This window comes from Saccharospirillum sp. HFRX-2 (assembly GCF_043196805.1).
In the GTDB taxonomy this organism is placed as follows: Bacteria; Pseudomonadota; Gammaproteobacteria; order Pseudomonadales; family Natronospirillaceae; genus Saccharospirillum.
Genome location: NZ_JBEBMU010000001.1, coordinates 1149517 through 1166186, shown reverse-complemented (window position 1 = coordinate 1166186; position 16670 = coordinate 1149517). Strand labels below are relative to the sequence as shown.

General features: G+C 55.8%; 15 protein-coding genes. 3 read left to right on the top strand and 12 right to left on the bottom strand.

What is annotated here, in order from left to right:
- Positions 1-7: 7 nt before the first annotated feature.
- The 7 genes from ABMA60_RS05415 to ABMA60_RS05385 form a co-directional block, all read right to left on the bottom strand.
- Positions 8-1573: a PAS domain-containing methyl-accepting chemotaxis protein gene (locus ABMA60_RS05415; RefSeq protein ID WP_392799817.1), complete on the bottom strand. Its 1566-nt coding sequence runs from the start codon at positions 1571-1573 to the stop codon at positions 8-10.
- A 225-nt stretch (positions 1574-1798) separates the two neighbouring features.
- A complete protein-coding gene (gene dkgB, locus ABMA60_RS05410) occupies positions 1799-2608 on the bottom strand; it encodes a 2,5-didehydrogluconate reductase DkgB (protein WP_392799814.1) in 810 nt (269 codons plus the stop codon).
- A gap of 209 nt (positions 2609-2817) precedes the next feature.
- Complete coding sequence (locus ABMA60_RS05405; protein WP_392799811.1) at positions 2818-3789, bottom strand: substrate-binding domain-containing protein; 972 nt, start codon at positions 3787-3789, stop codon at positions 2818-2820.
- A 98-nt stretch (positions 3790-3887) separates the two neighbouring features.
- Complete coding sequence (locus ABMA60_RS05400; RefSeq protein WP_392799808.1) at positions 3888-4874, bottom strand: ABC transporter permease; 987 nt, start codon at positions 4872-4874, stop codon at positions 3888-3890.
- Positions 4871-6382 (bottom strand): sugar ABC transporter ATP-binding protein, encoded by a 1512-nt coding sequence (locus tag ABMA60_RS05395; protein WP_392799805.1) that lies wholly within the window; start codon positions 6380-6382, stop codon positions 4871-4873. The genes ABMA60_RS05400 and ABMA60_RS05395 overlap by 4 nt, the downstream gene beginning before the upstream one ends.
- Positions 6379-7518 carry a Gfo/Idh/MocA family protein gene (locus ABMA60_RS05390; RefSeq protein ID WP_392799803.1) on the bottom strand — a complete coding sequence of 380 codons (1140 nt, stop codon included), beginning with the start codon at positions 7516-7518 and terminating at the stop codon, positions 6379-6381. Before ABMA60_RS05390 ends, ABMA60_RS05395 begins: the two co-directional genes overlap by 4 nt.
- 40 nt (positions 7519-7558) lie before the next feature.
- Positions 7559-8611 (bottom strand): sugar phosphate isomerase/epimerase family protein, encoded by a 1053-nt coding sequence (locus ABMA60_RS05385; RefSeq protein WP_392799800.1) that lies wholly within the window; start codon positions 8609-8611, stop codon positions 7559-7561.
- Between the two features lie 311 nt (positions 8612-8922).
- Between ABMA60_RS05385 and ABMA60_RS05380 the strand changes: the two genes are divergently transcribed.
- Together ABMA60_RS05380 and ABMA60_RS05375 are read left to right on the top strand one after the other, a co-directional pair.
- Positions 8923-9933: a LacI family DNA-binding transcriptional regulator gene (locus ABMA60_RS05380; RefSeq protein WP_392799797.1), complete on the top strand. Its 1011-nt coding sequence runs from the start codon at positions 8923-8925 to the stop codon at positions 9931-9933.
- 125 nt (positions 9934-10058) lie between these two features.
- Complete coding sequence (locus ABMA60_RS05375) at positions 10059-10910, top strand: hypothetical protein (RefSeq protein ID WP_392799794.1); 852 nt, start codon at positions 10059-10061, stop codon at positions 10908-10910.
- A gap of 1 nt (position 10911) precedes the next feature.
- Here ABMA60_RS05375 and ABMA60_RS05370 read toward each other — a convergent pair whose 3' ends face one another.
- A complete protein-coding gene (locus ABMA60_RS05370; RefSeq protein ID WP_392799792.1) occupies positions 10912-11454 on the bottom strand; it encodes a DUF2058 domain-containing protein in 543 nt (180 codons plus the stop codon).
- Between the two features lie 245 nt (positions 11455-11699).
- On the opposite strand from ABMA60_RS05370, the gene ABMA60_RS05365 reads away from it, so the two are divergent.
- Positions 11700-13331, top strand: coding sequence for a methyl-accepting chemotaxis protein (locus ABMA60_RS05365; protein ID WP_392799790.1), 1632 nt, complete (start codon positions 11700-11702; stop codon positions 13329-13331).
- Between the two features lie 15 nt (positions 13332-13346).
- Here ABMA60_RS05365 and ABMA60_RS05360 read toward each other — a convergent pair whose 3' ends face one another.
- From ABMA60_RS05360 to ABMA60_RS05345, 4 genes are all read right to left on the bottom strand, one after another.
- Entirely contained in the window at positions 13347-13823 is a 477-nt protein-coding gene (locus ABMA60_RS05360) for a hypothetical protein (protein WP_392799788.1), read from the bottom strand.
- 128 nt (positions 13824-13951) lie between these two features.
- Complete coding sequence (locus ABMA60_RS05355) at positions 13952-15367, bottom strand: FGGY-family carbohydrate kinase (protein WP_392799785.1); 1416 nt, start codon at positions 15365-15367, stop codon at positions 13952-13954.
- Positions 15364-15678 (bottom strand): L-rhamnose mutarotase, encoded by a 315-nt coding sequence (locus ABMA60_RS05350; protein ID WP_392799782.1) that lies wholly within the window; start codon positions 15676-15678, stop codon positions 15364-15366. Before ABMA60_RS05350 ends, ABMA60_RS05355 begins: the two co-directional genes overlap by 4 nt.
- Positions 15675-16670 carry an ABC transporter permease gene (locus ABMA60_RS05345; protein ID WP_392799780.1) on the bottom strand — a complete coding sequence of 332 codons (996 nt, stop codon included), beginning with the start codon at positions 16668-16670 and terminating at the stop codon, positions 15675-15677. Before ABMA60_RS05345 ends, ABMA60_RS05350 begins: the two co-directional genes overlap by 4 nt.

Below are 16670 nucleotides of genomic sequence, written 5' to 3'. Positions count from 1 at the left end.
CGCCGTCTCAGATCGCGAAACGCTCCACCAACTCGTGCAGATTATCGGCCAATTCGCTCATGCGTACCGCGCCTTTATTCGACTGCTGACCTTTTTCCTGACTGTCACCGGCCAGCTCGGTCACCCGCGATAGCTGCTCGTTGATGTGCTCTGCAACCTGAGATTGCTCTTCAACTGACGCGGCCATCTGGTGCGTCATGCTGTTGATGTCTTTGACCACTTCGGAAATTTTGCTCAGCGATTCAGCGGCGTTTTCAATACGCGACACTGCCTCTGCGGAGGCCTGCCGGCCTTCTTCAGAAACCTGCTCTGCGCGACTGGTGCGTTCGCTTAATTGCGTCATGATATCGCGGATATCTTCGGTGGTTTGTGCCGTGCGAGACGCCAGCGCGCGCACTTCATCGGCCACCACCGAAAAGCCACGACCATGCTCACCGGCACGCGCAGCCTCGATGGCCGCGTTCAACGCCAACAAGTTAGTCTGTTCGGTAATGTTCTGAATTAAAACGGTGGCGTTGGTGATGGCCTCTGTCTGCGACACCACCTCTTTAATGGTTGAGTCCAGGGTGTCCATTGTCTTGGCCAGAGTACGAATACCGTCACGTGACAACTGCACTTCCCGCGCGCCTTCTTCGGCGATCTGCCGTGAACCATCGGCTTGATTGGCCGTGTCCTGAACATTGCCGGACACTTCATGAATATTGGTGCTCATCTGGTTCATGGCCGCGGCAATATTGCTGGTCTCTGCCTGCAATCCATCGATAGACACCGACGACGACTCGGCCAGCCGCAGTGCTTCTTCCGACTGCTTGCGGACCTCCTTTGCCGAATCATCGATACGCGTCAGCACCGTGCGCAGACGCGCCATCATGGCGGTAATGGCCACCTCCAATTGACTGAGTGATCCCATGGAATCGGAATAGGTCAAGGCGACGGTCGCATCCTGAAAGTTATCTTCCATGCGGTTCAAAACCCGCTGCACCAAACGGCTGTTACGCATCCGGCCGTCGACCTGCAAAGCAACCATAGCGGCTATCGCTATAAAGATAGCCAGATGTTCACCAAACAACAGCCAAGTGGCCAGAACCGCCACCATAGCCAAGCCACCAAAGCCATATTGAGCCAGAGCAAAACGTACACGACGCATTAATGAGACCGGCTTTTTGCCTTTGCGCATGCGTTTGTACAAGGCTTCAGCACGCTTAACATCATCTTCTTGCGGCCGGGTTCGCACCGATTCAAAGCCAACGACGGTATTGCCATCGCGAATCGGTGTGACGTAGGCGTTAACCCAATAATGATCCCCGTTTTTACGACGGTTCTTGACGACACCCATCCAGGGTTCGCCCGCTTTCAGGTAGGACCACATGTTGGCGTAAATGGCCGGGGGCATATCAGGATGGCGAACAATGTTGTGCGGCTGATCAATCAACTCATCGCGCGAAAAACCACTGACTTCAACAAAGGCGTTGTTGCAGTGCTTAATGTTTCCGGAGGTATCGGTCGACGAAATCAGCCGCTGATCGTCGGGAAATTCATAACGTTCCTGGGTTACAGGCTGGTTGTCGCGCATGGATGCCTCCTAAGCTGCACTTCACCGTTCTACAAAAAACGACACATCGGTTGTTGGCGAAGTACAGCGACACCTCTTCGCGCCCTAAACCTAGTCGGCCATCGACTTTTTTCAAGTTCCTGGCAAGCGGAAAAGGACTGTATCGACTGGCCTGCAGATTGTTTGAACGACGTTCATGCGAACGCTATGTTCGCGCTGCTGGAGCTCTTGCCCGGCAAACAACTGTCAGTCCCATCTGGGCGCAAAACCGGGGTTGGCAAGGCGCTGTTGGCGATCAAGTTGCGCAATGCGTTGCATCTGGGCATCCGTCAACACCACGGAGATGGCATCCAGATTGGCTTGCAGATGCTCAGCTTTACGCGATGCTGGTATCGGCACGATGTTGCGCTGATGCAACCAGGCAAGCGCGACCTGGGCGGGCGTCAACTGATGCGCATTGGCGATATCAATCAGTATCGGATCATCCACAACCCGGCCTTCCGCCAGCGGCATATAGCCGGTTACGGTAATGCCTCGTTGCTGACAATGATCGACTATTGAATGGTTCTGCAAAAACGGATGGACTTCAATCTGGTTGGTCAGCAATTCACCTTCACCGAGGAGTTCGATGGCCTGATCAATTTGCGCAATGGTGAAATTGGAGACCCCGATATGCCGCGTCTTCCCGCTATCGCGCGCGGCTTTCAAGGCGTTCAGCGTCTCCGCCATCGGCACGCTTTGCTGCGGTGACGGCCAATGAATCAGCAACAGATCGACATGGTTGGTGCCCAGCCGTTGCAAGCTGCCATCCAGGCTGGCGTGCAGCGCTTCAGGCTCCAGCTCGGTGTGCCAGACCTTGGTGGTCAAAAACAAATCCTCCCGCACCAGACCACTGTCAGCGATGGCTTCGCCCACCTCGGTTTCGTTGTCGTACATGGTGGCGGTATCGATATGACGGTAACCCAGCTGCAAAGCGGTGGCGATGGCTTTGCGGGCTTCATCACCCTTGAGTCGGAAAGTCCCCATACCGGGAATGGGTAAGGTTGAATAGGACATCGATTGGCTCCTCGTTAATGCCTCAGTAACTGTTAATGCCTCAGTAACTACACCCAATCAGATGGGGCCGACAATGACCCTAACAACCAGGGCGTCACTTTGCATTGGTTGCGCCCATAAACATTAGTTGCGCCCATAAACATTGGTTGCGCGCATAAAAAAGCCCCGACCAGGTCGGGGCTTGTGCACGAAAAGTCAGTTAACAGAACTCAGTATGCCGCGTCGGGCTCGTAGAATTCATCGGCGTTATCGACGGTAATCAAATCGGCTGCGAGGATCAGGCGCGACGGCACACCGTGGTACATATCACCCAGGTGCTGACCCATCAAACCATTCAGAGCAACCGCCATACCGGAAGCGATCATGTTTGGCGGATAAGTAACCGTGCCGGAAACAATGTAGTCGCCTTCACGAATCATACCGATCACATCTTTGGAACCGCCGCCGCCTACCAGCACGCGAATGTCGTCGCGGCCGGCTTCACGGATGGCCTGATAAACACCTTTCAGAGCATCGTCATCACCGGCCCAGACACCATCGATGTGCGGGTAACGCGCCAGCATATCTTCCATCACATTCAAGGAAGTTTGCGGGTTCCATTCGCCGGACTGTGAATCGAGAATTTCCATATCCGGGTGGCGTGACAATTCGTCACGGAAGGCGTTAACGCGCTGAGCGTTAATGGGAATGGACGGACCTTCGATGATCACGATCTGACCTTCTTCATCCAAAGCATCGGCCATGTATTTGGCGGCTTCTTCACCCATGCCCGGGTTATCACCGGCGAGGAAAACATCCTGCGTCGGCTCTTCCAGTTCGCGGTCGACCACCACGGTGTAAATGCCATCGTGATACGCCTCGGCAATGACCTGCTGCAAGGTTGCCGGGTTGGTCGGCAGAATGACCAGCGCATCGATCTGGCGCACCATCAAGTCTTCCACATCACCGACCTGAGCCGTGCCGGAATTGGCCGCCAGCACAGTGAATGTCACGTTGGGATATTTTTCACTCAGTTCGTCGGCAGCCTTGTTTGCCCACCACAGCAGACCGGCGGTCCAGCCGTGGTCAGCTGAAGGTACGCTGACACCGATGTGATAATCGTCTTCGCCGAGCGCGAGGAACGGCACGGTAGAAAAAGCGGCTAACACCGCCAGCTGCTTGAGCCATTTTTGTAGTTTCATGGTTATTTCCTGTCGTTCGCTTGTTGTTGTTATTCGCCTCACTTGCGCGAGGCGCCGGTCCGACGCCGAAATTATTTCGACGCCTTTTTGCTGAAAAATTACTGACTGCGTTTGTATTGCATTAATACAGCGATCAGGATGACCGCCCCTTTCACCAAACCCTGCAAATAGGGAGACACACCCAACAGATTGAGCATGTTGTTGATGATGCCGAGAATCAGCGCACCGATAACGGTGCCCCAGATGCTGCCGCGTCCACCGGCCAGACTGGTGCCACCGATCACCACAGCGGCGATGGCGTCCAATTCATAAAGCACACCGGCATCGGACGGACTGATCGAGTTCAAGCGCGAGCTGAGCATGATGGCGGCCAGACCAACACAGACACCGGCGATGACAAAGCTCAGCAACACCACGGTGCGCACCCGGATACCGGAATAACGCGCCACCTGTTCATTGGAACCCACCGCGCACAAATGGCGGCCATAAGGCGTATGAAACAGCAACACATGACCGACCAGCGCCAGCGCAAAAAACGCCCAGACCGGAATCGGAATACCGAGCCAATAACCACCACCGATGTCTGGGAAAATCGCATTGTTCGACACCACTTCACCGGCGTCGGTTAAATACAGCGCCAGGGAGCGATAAATCGACATCGTTGCCAGGGTGGCAATAAAGGCAGCGATGCGTCCGCGCGTGACCAACAAACCATTGACCAGACCAAACAGCGCGCCGACGACCAGGGCGGCACTCATGCCGACCATCACCGCCAATACCGGATCGCCCACGGCGTTTAAAACGAACAGCAACAACACCCCGACCAGCGCCACCATCGAGCCGACCGACAGATCGATACCACCGCCAATAATCACAAAGGTGACACCAATAGCGATGATGCCGGTGTAGGAAACCTGGCGCAGAATATTGGTCAGGTTGCGGGTATTCAGAAAATATTCGCTGGCCAGCGACGACGCGACCAAAAGAACAATCAACGCCAGTAAAGGCGCGACAATGGTCAGGTCCAACGGCAGTCGTCGCAGCGCTGAAACCAGACGTTGGCTGAGAGTTTGAGTGGCAGTCATGAATGTACTCCGGCTGGTGTACGCGCGCGGGCACCGGCGGCGTACAGCATGATGTCTTCTTCGTTAATTTGTTCATCGGCAAGTTCGGCGGCAATGCGACCTTCACGCACCACCAGCACGCGATCACACAGACCGATGATTTCTTCGAGTTCGGAGGAGATCACCAAAATGGCGCGACCTTCGTCGGCCAGTTGGCGAATCAGTCGATAAATTTCCCGCTTGGTACCGACATCGATACCGCGCGTGGGTTCATCGAGCAGCAGAATTTTCGGTTCGATATCGAGCAACTTAGCCAGATAAACTTTCTGTTGATTACCGCCGCTCAATTGGCCAACCGGCGAATTCAAACTGGCGGCACGAATGTTAAACGTCTGCTGATAATGTTCAGCACGTTCGCGTTCACGACGATGCGAAATCAAACCTTTCACATAACGTTTTAAACTGAGCAAAGTCATGTTTTCGATCAGATTAAAATTCATCACCAGGCCACGGCCTTGTCGATCTTCCGACAGATAAGCCAGACCTTGCTGATGCGCATCGCTGGGTGAACGAATATCGCAAGCGCTGCCATCGATGCGAATGTCTCCGGCCGAGCGGTTGCGCAAACCCATAATGGCTTCGGCAATTTCCGTACGCCCGGAGCCCACCAGACCGGACAAACCCAGAATTTCGCCGCGATGCAATTCGAAGCTGACTTCATCGACCTGACCGGCCACACTGAGTCCGGTAACGCTTAATGCCACTTCATTCTGAGGCTGGCCTTTATCGGGGTAGACCTGCGACAACTCACGGCCGACCATCTTGCGCGCCATGGCTTCTTCATCCAGATCGGCGGTGTCGCACAGCTCAACCGGAGAGCCGTCACGCAAAATCAGTAAGCGCTGACAGAGGTTTTTAACTTCTTTCAATTTGTGCGAAATAAACAGCACCGCGACGCCGCGTTTTTGCAACGCCCGGACGACATTAAACAGCACCTCGACTTCACGATCGGTGAGCACCGTAGTCGGTTCATCGAGAATCACCAGGCGGGCATCGTTTACCAGCACGCGCGCCACCTCGACCATCTGTTTTTCGGCCACGCTTAAGGCGGAAATCGGCGCGCGCGGATCCAGATCGCAATCAAGCGACGCCAATACACGCGCCGTTTCGGCACGCATCTGTTTGTGATCCAGCCAACCTTTGCGACGCAATTCCTGACCGAGATAGACGTTTTCGTAAACGCTCAGCGTCGGCACCAGATTAAATTCCTGCGGAATCATGGCAATGCCCAACTGGCGCGCACGAATCGGATCGAGGCGGTCGTAACGACGACCATCGATTTCCAACTGACCAAAGGTCGGCTGATAAACGCCACTGATCAGTTTCAGCAGCGTGCTTTTACCAGCGCCGTTTTCACCGAGAATGCCGAGCACTTCACCGGGGTGAATATCGAGGCTGATATCGCGCAAAACCGTAACCGCACCGAAGCGTTTGCCCAGGCCATGCAAGCGAATGGGAGCGTCTTTCATGACTCACCTCCGACCGCCGTCCAGGCGCCATCAGCCTGGCTCGATTGCAAGGTGGCGGTGATAAAACGCAAGCCATCGACGCCAGTTTGAACATCGGGCAACCAGCCACCGTCGGACTGGCCGGGAACACCATCGGCCAATGCCTGATACAGATTGGCGAACCCTTCCAGATAACCTTCCGGATGGCCCGGCGGAATGCGGATACCACGCGCCGGTTCTGTACCTATCCAATCAGCACGACGGGTTAACCGTTGTTGCGGTTTGTTGAGCGGCGCGAACCAAAGCTCGTTGGGGTTTTCCTGGGCCCAGGCGAGCGACGCCTTTGCTCCAATCACTCGAATGCGTAACGCATTTTCAAAACCGGGCGAGGTCTGGCTGGCCCACAACATGCCTTTGGCACCACCTTCAAAACGCAGCAGCGCATGAACGTTATCGTCCAATACCCGCCCCTCGACCATCGCGGACAAATCGGCGCTGACCGCGGCCAGTTTCAAACCAGAAATAAAACCCGCCAGTTGAAAAGCGTGCGTGCCGATATCGCCCAAAGCGCCAGCGGCACCGGCGCGTTTTGGATCGAGACGCCAGGCGGCCTGTTTGTTGTCGGCGTCGGGTACCTGGCTGAGCCAATCCTGAACGTACTCGACCTGAACGCTGCGAATGCGTCCAAGCTCGCCGTTTTGAACCAGTTCGCGGGCATGCTGCACCAGCGGATAACCGCAATAGTTGTGCATCAAAACCAACCGCGTATGAGCGTTGCGTAAGCGCTGTTGCAGATCTTCCGCTTCGGCCAGCGTCACCGTCATCGGCTTTTCACATACTACATCCAGACCGGCGTCAATACAGGCGCTGGCAATGGCGTAATGCGAATGATTGGGCGTGGTAATAGCGACGACCCGAGCGCCGTCATCGCGCCCGGCCTCGGCTTTAATCAAGCTTTGGTAATCGTCGTAGCAACGCTCACTGGCCAGCTGCAATTGCGCGGCAGTGGCCCGGTTGGAGTCGGCGTTGGTACTGAATACGCCGGCCACCAGTTCATAGCGATCATCGAGCCGGGTGGCGAAACGGTGCACCGCACCGATCATCGACCCCGGCCCGCCGCCAATCATGGCCAGGCGCAAGCGTGGTGAAATGGACATCTTGTTATCCCCTTAATTGTCGTTGTTTGGGGTTATTCTTTTATAGGCCGAGCAATTTGCGGTTAGTGGCCTCATCGGTTCCGGCAGCGGCGAAATCATCGAACGCCTTGTCGGTCACCTGAATAATATGATCGCTCACAAAGCGCGCGCCTTCAGCCGCACCCTGCTCGGGATGTTTAAGGGCGCACTCCCATTCGATGACGGCCCAACCGGCAAAGTCATACTGCGCCAGGCGCGAGAAAATACCTTTGAAATCGACCTGGCCATCACCAAGCGAACGGAACCGGCCGGCGCGTTCAACCCAACCTTCATAGCCGCCATAAACGCCCTGCAAAGCGGTTGGATTAAATTCGGCATCCTTGACGTGAAACATCTTCACGCGATCTTTGAAGTGATCAAGAAACGCCAGATAGTCGAGTTGTTGCAGCACAAAGTGAGACGGATCGAACAAGATGCAGCAGCGCGGATGATGATCGACCGCCGCCAAAAAGCGCTCAAACGTTGCGCCATCGTGCAGGTCTTCACCGGGATGAATTTCATAACACAGATCAACACCGGCGGCGTCGAAGGCATCGAGAATCGGCTTCCAGCGCTCGGCCAGTTCAGCAAAGCCGGTTTCCACCAAGCCCGCAGGCCGTTGCGGCCAGGGATACAAAAACGGCCATAACAAGGCACCGGAAAAAGTGGCGTGCGCTGTGAGCCCGAGGTTTTTACTGGCTTTGGCGGCCAGCATTAATTGCTCAACGGCCCAGGCCTGACGCTCGGCCGGTTTGCCGCGCAAATGCTCGGGTGCAAAACCATCGAACAGGTCGTCATACACCGGATGCACCGCAACCAACTGACCTTGCAGGTGCGTTGATAACTCGGTAATGACCAGACCATGTTTGGCCAGGCGCGCTTGAATATCACGGCAGTAATCAAGATCGGTCGCGGCGCGTTCCAGATCGAAAAAGCGGCTGTCGCCGGTCGGCATCTGCACGCCTTTAAAGCCGAGACTGGCCGCCCATTCGGCAATGCTGTCGAGGCCGTTAAAGGGCGCTTGGTCACTGATGTATTGAGCAAGAAAGAGGGCTGGACCCTGGATGGTCTTCATCGTACTTCGCCTTCATTTTTGTTTTTATGTAATGGATTACATTACAGCAAAGGCGAATCGGGGCGTCAATGCTTGCGGTGCAAAATTAAAAATACCGCGTCATATCAATGATATAGCGTCATTCACTGCTATTCGTGGCAAGCAGAACCCGGCTTGACCGCTGCTTTCTGCTCATCGAATTTGTAAAATGTAACGGTTTACATTAAGTTGCAAAACGTCATCGTCGGGCTCGCTGTTGGTATAAAGCGGCCGGATCTTTCGATTCATGTCATCGTGGTATCATTCGCGCGATCCAATTTGCAGACCCAACCATGCCAACCATCAAAGACGTTGCCCTCGCCGCCGGCTGTTCCACCGCCACCGTTTCAAGAGCGCTGGCGGCTCCGGAAAAAGTGACCGAAGCCACCCGTCAACGTGTTGCTGCGGCCATTGCTCAGGTCGGTTATTCACCCAATGTGGCGGCGCGTAATCTGCGGCGCAGTGAATCCAAAACCATCGTGGTATTGCTACCCGACATCGCCAATCCGTTCTTTTCGGAAATCATTGCCGGGCTGGAAGAAGTCGCGCATCGGGCGGGTTATCAGGTTTTGTTGGGGGATTGCGAGAACGACGCCAGTCGCGCCCGGGGCTATTTCGATCTGCTGCCGACCAACCAGGCCGACGGCATTATTTTGATGACCACCGAAGTACCGCGCTCACTGGTGCAAGATCGCCAGGCGAGCAATAATTTTCCGCTGGTTATGGCCTGTGAATACTTTGACGGCCTGGCGCTGCCAACAGTGTGCATCGATAACCGTCTGGCGGCTGAAAAAGCCGTAGAGTATTTGCTGTCACTCGGCCACGAACGCATCGCCACCATTACCGGACCGGGCAACAATCCCATCTGCCGTGATCGTATTCTGGGTTATCAGGCCGAGCTGGGACGCGCCGGTCTCAGCGCACCTGCCGATTGGATTGCTGAAGGCGATTTCAGTTTCCTGGCGGGCTATCAACAAGGTCGCGCCCTGCTGGAGCGCCCTGCGGCGACGCGACCAACAGCAGTCTTCTGCCACAGCGATGAAATGGCCATCGGTCTGCTCAAGGCAGCGCGTGATTTACAAGTGAAGGTACCGGCCGAACTGTCGGTAATCGGCTTCGACAACATCGGCTTCAGCGAATATTGCGAACCGGAACTGACCACCATCAGCCAGCCGCGCGACGACATCGGCCGCAGCGCCATGCGTCTGCTGTTGGATATCCTGGCTAAAAAGCAGGTGCCGTTGCAGCAAACACTGCCTACTCAGCTAATCGTACGCGACAGCACCGCCCGCTGCGCCGGTTAAAGGCCTACTCGCAAAGCGCCGGAACGCCAACAGGCTGATTTTACCTACAGGACAAGCTTGCTTTCCTCGCCTTAGATCGCCCGGCTGTTAAACTGTCGCACCCAGCTTGCTGATTGGGAAAGCGGATGAAGGCGTTGTTTCTCGCTGGTTTTATGGGCCTGTTTTTGCTGTCGCCGCCGAGCCACGCAGACGGGAGTAAGACCATTATCTGGGCAGCGACTGAATTGCCTGGTGTATTCGGACTGAGCGCTCAACAGGAAAACCCTCAATTGGAGGGGCTGGTGGGCGCTGTGCAGAATTATTTGTTAGATGGGCTGCCTGACGACTTTAGCCTGCAGCCGGTTTCGATGCTGATTCCACGTATTGAACGAGAGATGCAATCAGGCGATAACGTCTGCACCGGCATCCTGCTGCGCACCGCTGAACGCGAGCGTTATCTGAACTTCTCACGGCCTTATATGGTGATTCCCACGCCACAGGTTGCTATGACCGCGAACGGTTGGGAAACACTGGGGCGCCCGCAGCAGATTGAGCTGAGCGAGTTGCTGAACCATCCGGAACTGCGCGGCATGCGCGTTAACCACCGCTCCTACGGTGGTTTTATCGACCAGCAGTTGGATGCCGCCACCAACCTGAATATGACGGTCACCGGTTCCACCAATGCCATGCGCATGCTCGCCGGCGGACGCGCAGACTTCCTGATCGAATACCCTGTGGTCATTGCTCAGTTATTGGCAGATCGCGCCGATCAACTTCACTTCGTGACCATCAGCGGCACCGCTCCCTTTTTAAACCTGGCGATCAGCTGTTCGCAATCCGAACTGGGTTCTGCCTTTATTGCGGCGGTGGATGCTCGCTTGCCAAGCCTGGTGCAGGATCCGGTTTATCTGCAACTCAACCTGGAGCTTGCCCCCAGACAACTGAGGGCAGAGCTGTCTGAGGTCTATCACCGCCAGGTGATGTCTGCTGAGCCCTGAGTCACCACATCAGGTCGTCAGGGATTGGGAAGTCTTTGTAGGGATCGTCTTCATCCGGCTCGCCGTCACTGCCATCGGCAATAAAGATCACCGCATCGGCAAAGCGTTCGGCGACTTTGTGGGCCACATTGCGCGGTACCAGATAGTAACGTTCATCGTCTGCACAGATAGCCAATCGGCCTTTGGCTAACTGAGCCTGGGCCGTTTCATCGACATACAACTGCTTGATCTTGTTCACCCTGGGGTCGGTAAAGCTGAAACGCACTTCGCCGCTGGTCGACACTTCACTTTGGCGCAGCATCTGCCAGGCCTGAGCGCGCAGCGCCTTGGCCTGCTCGGCTTGTTGCCGTTGCCGGTTCAATTCACGATCACGCTCGGCTTTTTCTGCCCGCTCACGCGCCAACCGTTGCTGGGTTTCATCCGGTTCCGCCTGGCCCTTTTTCTGCTGGCGCGATGCTTTGCGTTTTTGCTGCTCGGCCTTTTTGGCCTTTTGCTTATCGACCAGGCCGGCATTGAGCAACTGGTCGGCGAGGGATTTTGCCATGCTAGATTCCTGTCAAACGGACCGGCCCGTCAGGACCGGTAAATGGGGCCTGATATTCTAACCTCGACCGCCTGTCGAGCGAACCTCCAACCTGCCGATCAGGGCAATCACTGCGTCATAAATTTGACATTTTTGCCCTGACAATTTCCTACAATTTCGTCCTGGCGGGCAGCAAAAGTCGTTCTAGCCTTGCCGTGACAAATTGTGACTTATCTCACACTTACCTTCTCTGCGGAGACCCTTTCATGAATAAGATTCTGCGCGCTGTTGCTATCGGAACCCGGCTGGCAATCGTGCTCGGCCTGATAGTAGCGCTGATGATTGCTCTGGGTGTGGTCAGTCTGATTCGACTGATGGACATCGACCACGACCTGACGGTTATTGACGAGCAACGTATTCCCGCCCTCCATGCGGCCAACCAATTGAACAGTCAATTTCTGATCATGCGGGTCAACACGGCCAACCTGCTGTCGGCGCAAAATGCGACCGATCAACAGCGTTTTAACACGGCCTACAACGAAGCCCTGGCCCGCTTGACGGAAGCCCAGCAGCACTATCAGGAACATATCTCGACGCCCGCTGCACAGGCCAGTTTTGACGCCTCGGTAGCTGAAGTTAAGCGCTATCAACAGCTAAGGACAGAGCTCAATAGTCTGATCGCCAACGACGATCAGGCAGCAGCAACGCTGTTTTCGCGCAACCAGCTGGCTGTGGAGGCGCAAAAAATTTCCGATCACTTCACCCAACTGATGGAACATCAGGAAATGCGCATCCACGAGGCGGCCGAGCACGCTCACGCCACCTACCGCAGCACGCAACTGAGTATTATCGAGATCATGGCGCTGGCCACTGGCTTGGCGATCATTATTGCCTGGCTGCTGACCCGCTCCATCACCACGCCGCTACGCTCAGCAGTCCAGGTAGCGCGCAGCATTGCCGACCGGGACCTGAGCACCGATATCCAGGTGCAGGGCCGGGACGAAGCGACCGAATTACTCAACGCGCTGAATGATATGCAGCACGGGCTGCGCGCAACCCTGAGTGAAATCAGCGAATCGGCAGAGCAATTGGCCGCCTCCTCGGAAGAGCTATCTCAGGTCACCAACGACACCACCCAAGGCCTGCAGCGCCAGAGCGAAGAACTGGAATCGGCCGCCTCGGCAGTGACCGAAATGAGTGCCGCCATTGATGAGGTTGCGGCCAATGCGACCAACAATTCACAAGCCGCCAAAGACGCCGAAGCTCACAGTCAGGACGGACTGGAACAGGTGCGCACAACGCTGGCAGCGATTCAGAGCCTGGCCAGCAGCATTGAGCAAAACGCCAGCAATACCGAACAACTGGCCAACCGGGTCAGCGATGTGGCCGGCATGCTGGAGGTTATTCAGGGCATCGCCGAGCAAACCAATCTGCTGGCGCTGAACGCGGCCATCGAAGCGGCCCGCGCCGGTGATCAGGGTCGCGGTTTTGCCGTGGTGGCCGATGAAGTCCGTGCCCTGGCGCAACGCACCAGTCAGTCCACCACCGAGATAGAAAGTATTATCACGGCGGTCAACGATGGCAGTAAGACGGTGATGTCGTCGCTGGCGGTCAGCCAGGACAATGCCAGGAAAACCCTGACTGCGGGCAGCGCCGCTGGCGAATCCCTGGAACGCATCGCGCAACTGGTGGGTGATATTTCACAACGCACCCTGTCGTCGGCCAGCGCTTCGGAGCAGCAGGCCAGCGTTGCCAAGGAAGTGGACCGCAACCTGATCAATATCAAAGATCTGGCCGCTCAGTCTGCGGTGGGTGCAGAAGAGACCCAGGCATCCAGCGTGGCGCTGGCTCAGTTGGCGACCGGGCTGAACGATATGGTGGCGCGCTTTCGTTTTTAATGGCTAGCAAACAGCTCAGATAAAGATGTCGGCCAGGCGGTGGTCGCCGTCTTTATCTGGCGTATTCATTTGCATCAGTTGGTATTGCGCGACGCCCTTGGTTTGCGTTCTGTCCAGTTCGCGCGCGTCACGGTATTCGCGCAGACGCTCTTCAACCAGTTCATCAATTTTGGCTTTTTCTTCGGCGGGAAGTTCGTTGTACTCCTCGATCGTCATGCCTTTTTCAGCCAGAACGCTGTAGAGCATTTTCTCGGCTGGCGACATTTCCATGTAGCGCTTAAATTCTTCGATCGGGCTGAGGTCCGGCAGACCTTCCATCACCTGCCCTGACTGTTGATTTTCAACAGCCCGAACCTGTTCAACCGCGGCGATCTCGGCAAAGGAGGTTGTTGGCAGTGTCGCCTTAGTGCCTGCCGAAGCCGGCAGCAAAGCAACTGGATTGGTATTGAGCAGGGCGCTGTTGAGCAGATTCATCGCTGCCATCTCGTACATTGCGGACGACAGTCCAACAGCACAAAACGGGCCAGCGAAAAGCCCAAAAAAACCACTCAAAAGCGGCAAGCTTTAACCTGGATTGGTGATTCAGGCGGACAATTTTTGCCGCCCGAATGACGCCATCGTCATGCCGCTGTCTGACGCTCGCTGACCCAGCGTCGCCAGTCGGCGGCATAAGCCAGAATGGCCTCGTTCAGCTCCGATGGCGGTTCGGTAGGCGCCGGTGCCTTGAACGGCCAGTGATTCACATCCTGGCCGAGCATGGCCGTGCCCTGGGTGGTACCGGTACTATCGGTGCTGCCGTAAACCGCCTGGTCGCGCTGCGCGCAGAGACTGGCGAGCACCGCCATATAGACATCGTTAGCAGCGAAGGCGCCTTCAACAACCACAGTGCCGCCGCTGTTTAACAATTGCAGGCAATGGTCGGTCATCAGCGCACAATACACTGAAGCCAGAGTGGTTTTGCCAGCGCCGCCGAGGCGTTCGACCGGGCCGATTAAACGACCACGTAACTGACGAAAAGGCCCGCCCTGATCACTGAACGATGGCAGCGCAAACACGCCGGCTGCCATCAAGGCCGGCAGTTCATCGAGATGCGCCTGACCATCTCCGCGCAGCGTTTCCCATTCACGACCGCCCATAAAACGGATGGTCGGCACCGTCGCGCCATAGGCGCTGACATTCAACAGCATATCCTGCTGTTCATCGAGGTTTTGCAGCGGCGCACCGATGCCGCAGATCACCGTCCAGGTGCCGCTGGAAACCACCGAAAACGGCTCTGAACGAGTCAGTAAATGAGGCACCAGAGAAGCATTGCTGTCGTGAATACCGTTAAGCACCTGGCAGTCTTCCGGCAGCCCCAACTCAGCGGCGAGCGCGGGTTTGATCGTGCCAAGCGGCGCTCCAGTAGCAAGCACCTCAGGCAACAACGAATGCCAGCCGAGCGTCGTAACCAGCGATGAATAATCGCCCGCCGACGGATTCCACAAATCGGTATGGCAGCCCAAAGAGGTCACCTCTCCTGCCTTCACACCGGTCAATCGCCAACCCCAGTATTGTGGATAGAGCAGAATGTCGGTGACGCTGGCGAACGCTGCTGTTTGCGTTTGCGCCAACCAATACAATTGCCGACCCAGATTCAAGCCGGACGCCAGTCCCGGACTGCCGGTTTCGCTGAACGGCGGCCGTATGGCGTTGTATTGATCATTAACAGCCTCGTACAGATCGCTCTCATAATCGGCAATCGGTAACGCCAGTTCATCGCCGGCCAAACAGGCTGCGGTGGCACCGTGGGTGGTCATGCCGATGGACAGCACATAATAATCGCGCGCCAGCTCGGCCAACGCCTGTTTGAACCATTGCCAGATGCCGTCGGTATCGACATGCGGATAAGGCCCGTCCATGACCACAGAATTAGGCCGGCGTTTTTCCACCAGCACATCGCCGCCATGATGACCCGCACGAACCGCGCAGACTTTGACATTGGTCTTGCCAATATCCAGCACTGCCAGCACAGGCTCACGCATTTCCAACTGACTCATGGCAGGTAAAACACCTCGGCCAGGGGCGTAGCCTTGGGTTCCGGCGAGTCACTTTGGGTGACCATAATATCGGCCATATAGTGCCACCAACGCTGCATCACCGGATGGTTTTTCAGGGCGTCATCATCCAGCGCAGCATCGGTTTCAAAACTGGCAAATAACTGCAAGGTTTCCGGGTGCAGGAAGATGCGGTAGTTGCGTATACCGCAGTCTTTCAAATGCGCTTCCAACTCCGGCCAGAGGTTATTGTGGCGCTTGCGGTATTCCTCTTCATAACCCGGATACAACTGCATCACCGACGCATACATCATGATTGTCGCTCCCGCCTGGCACGCCAGCGTCCGAGCAATACCGGAATACTGATCACACTGATCAGCATGGCACCGATGATGATGCTCATGACGATGCCGGGCACGTTCAACAACCCCAAACCGAAGGTCACCAGGCCCATCAGAAAGACCGCAATCACCACACCGAGCATACTGCCAGCGCCACCGAGAATACTGACGCCACCGAGCACCACCATGGTGACGATGTTCAGTTCCCAGCCGAAAGCGATGGACGGCCGGGTACTGCCCAAGCGAGACGTCAGCAACACCGAAGCCAGGCCAGATAACGCACCGACCAGCACAAACAGAATCAGCTTATGTTTGTTCACCTTAATGCCGGAATAGAGCGCCGCTGTCGGGTTATTACCGATGGCATAAGTGCGCCGGCCAAAGTTGGTGTGGTGCAGCAGAAAATAGAACACCAGCGCCAACCCCAGGAACAGCACAAACTCGAAGGAGAACACCCAGTAGACATAACCCTGACCGAAATAGGCGAACTCGGACGGGTAATCGGTATAGGCACCATCGCCGAGAATTACGTAAGTAATACCGCGATACAAACTCATGGTACCGATGGTGACCACAATCGACGGAATGCCGAAACCGGTCACCACCAAACCATTAAATAAACCGCAGGCAACGCCAACGGCAATGGCGATAGCAACCAAGGAACCGGTCCCCAAACCAGCCTCAACACCAAGACCCATAGCGACCGATGCCAACGCGATAATGGATGCCACTGAAAGATCGATCTCGCGGCAGATAATCAGCATCGCCATGGGTAAAGCGATGATGGCTTTCTCGGTGAAATTGAAGGTCGCGTCAGACAAATTCCAAGGGTCTAAAAAGTAAGGCGAAGCAAAACTGTTAAACAGAAAGACCAGCGCTGCGACCAGCAACAAAAAGGTTTCCCAACGCAATAAATAATGGCGCCAGTTACCCGACAAACGATTAGGAACAACGGATTGAGTCAT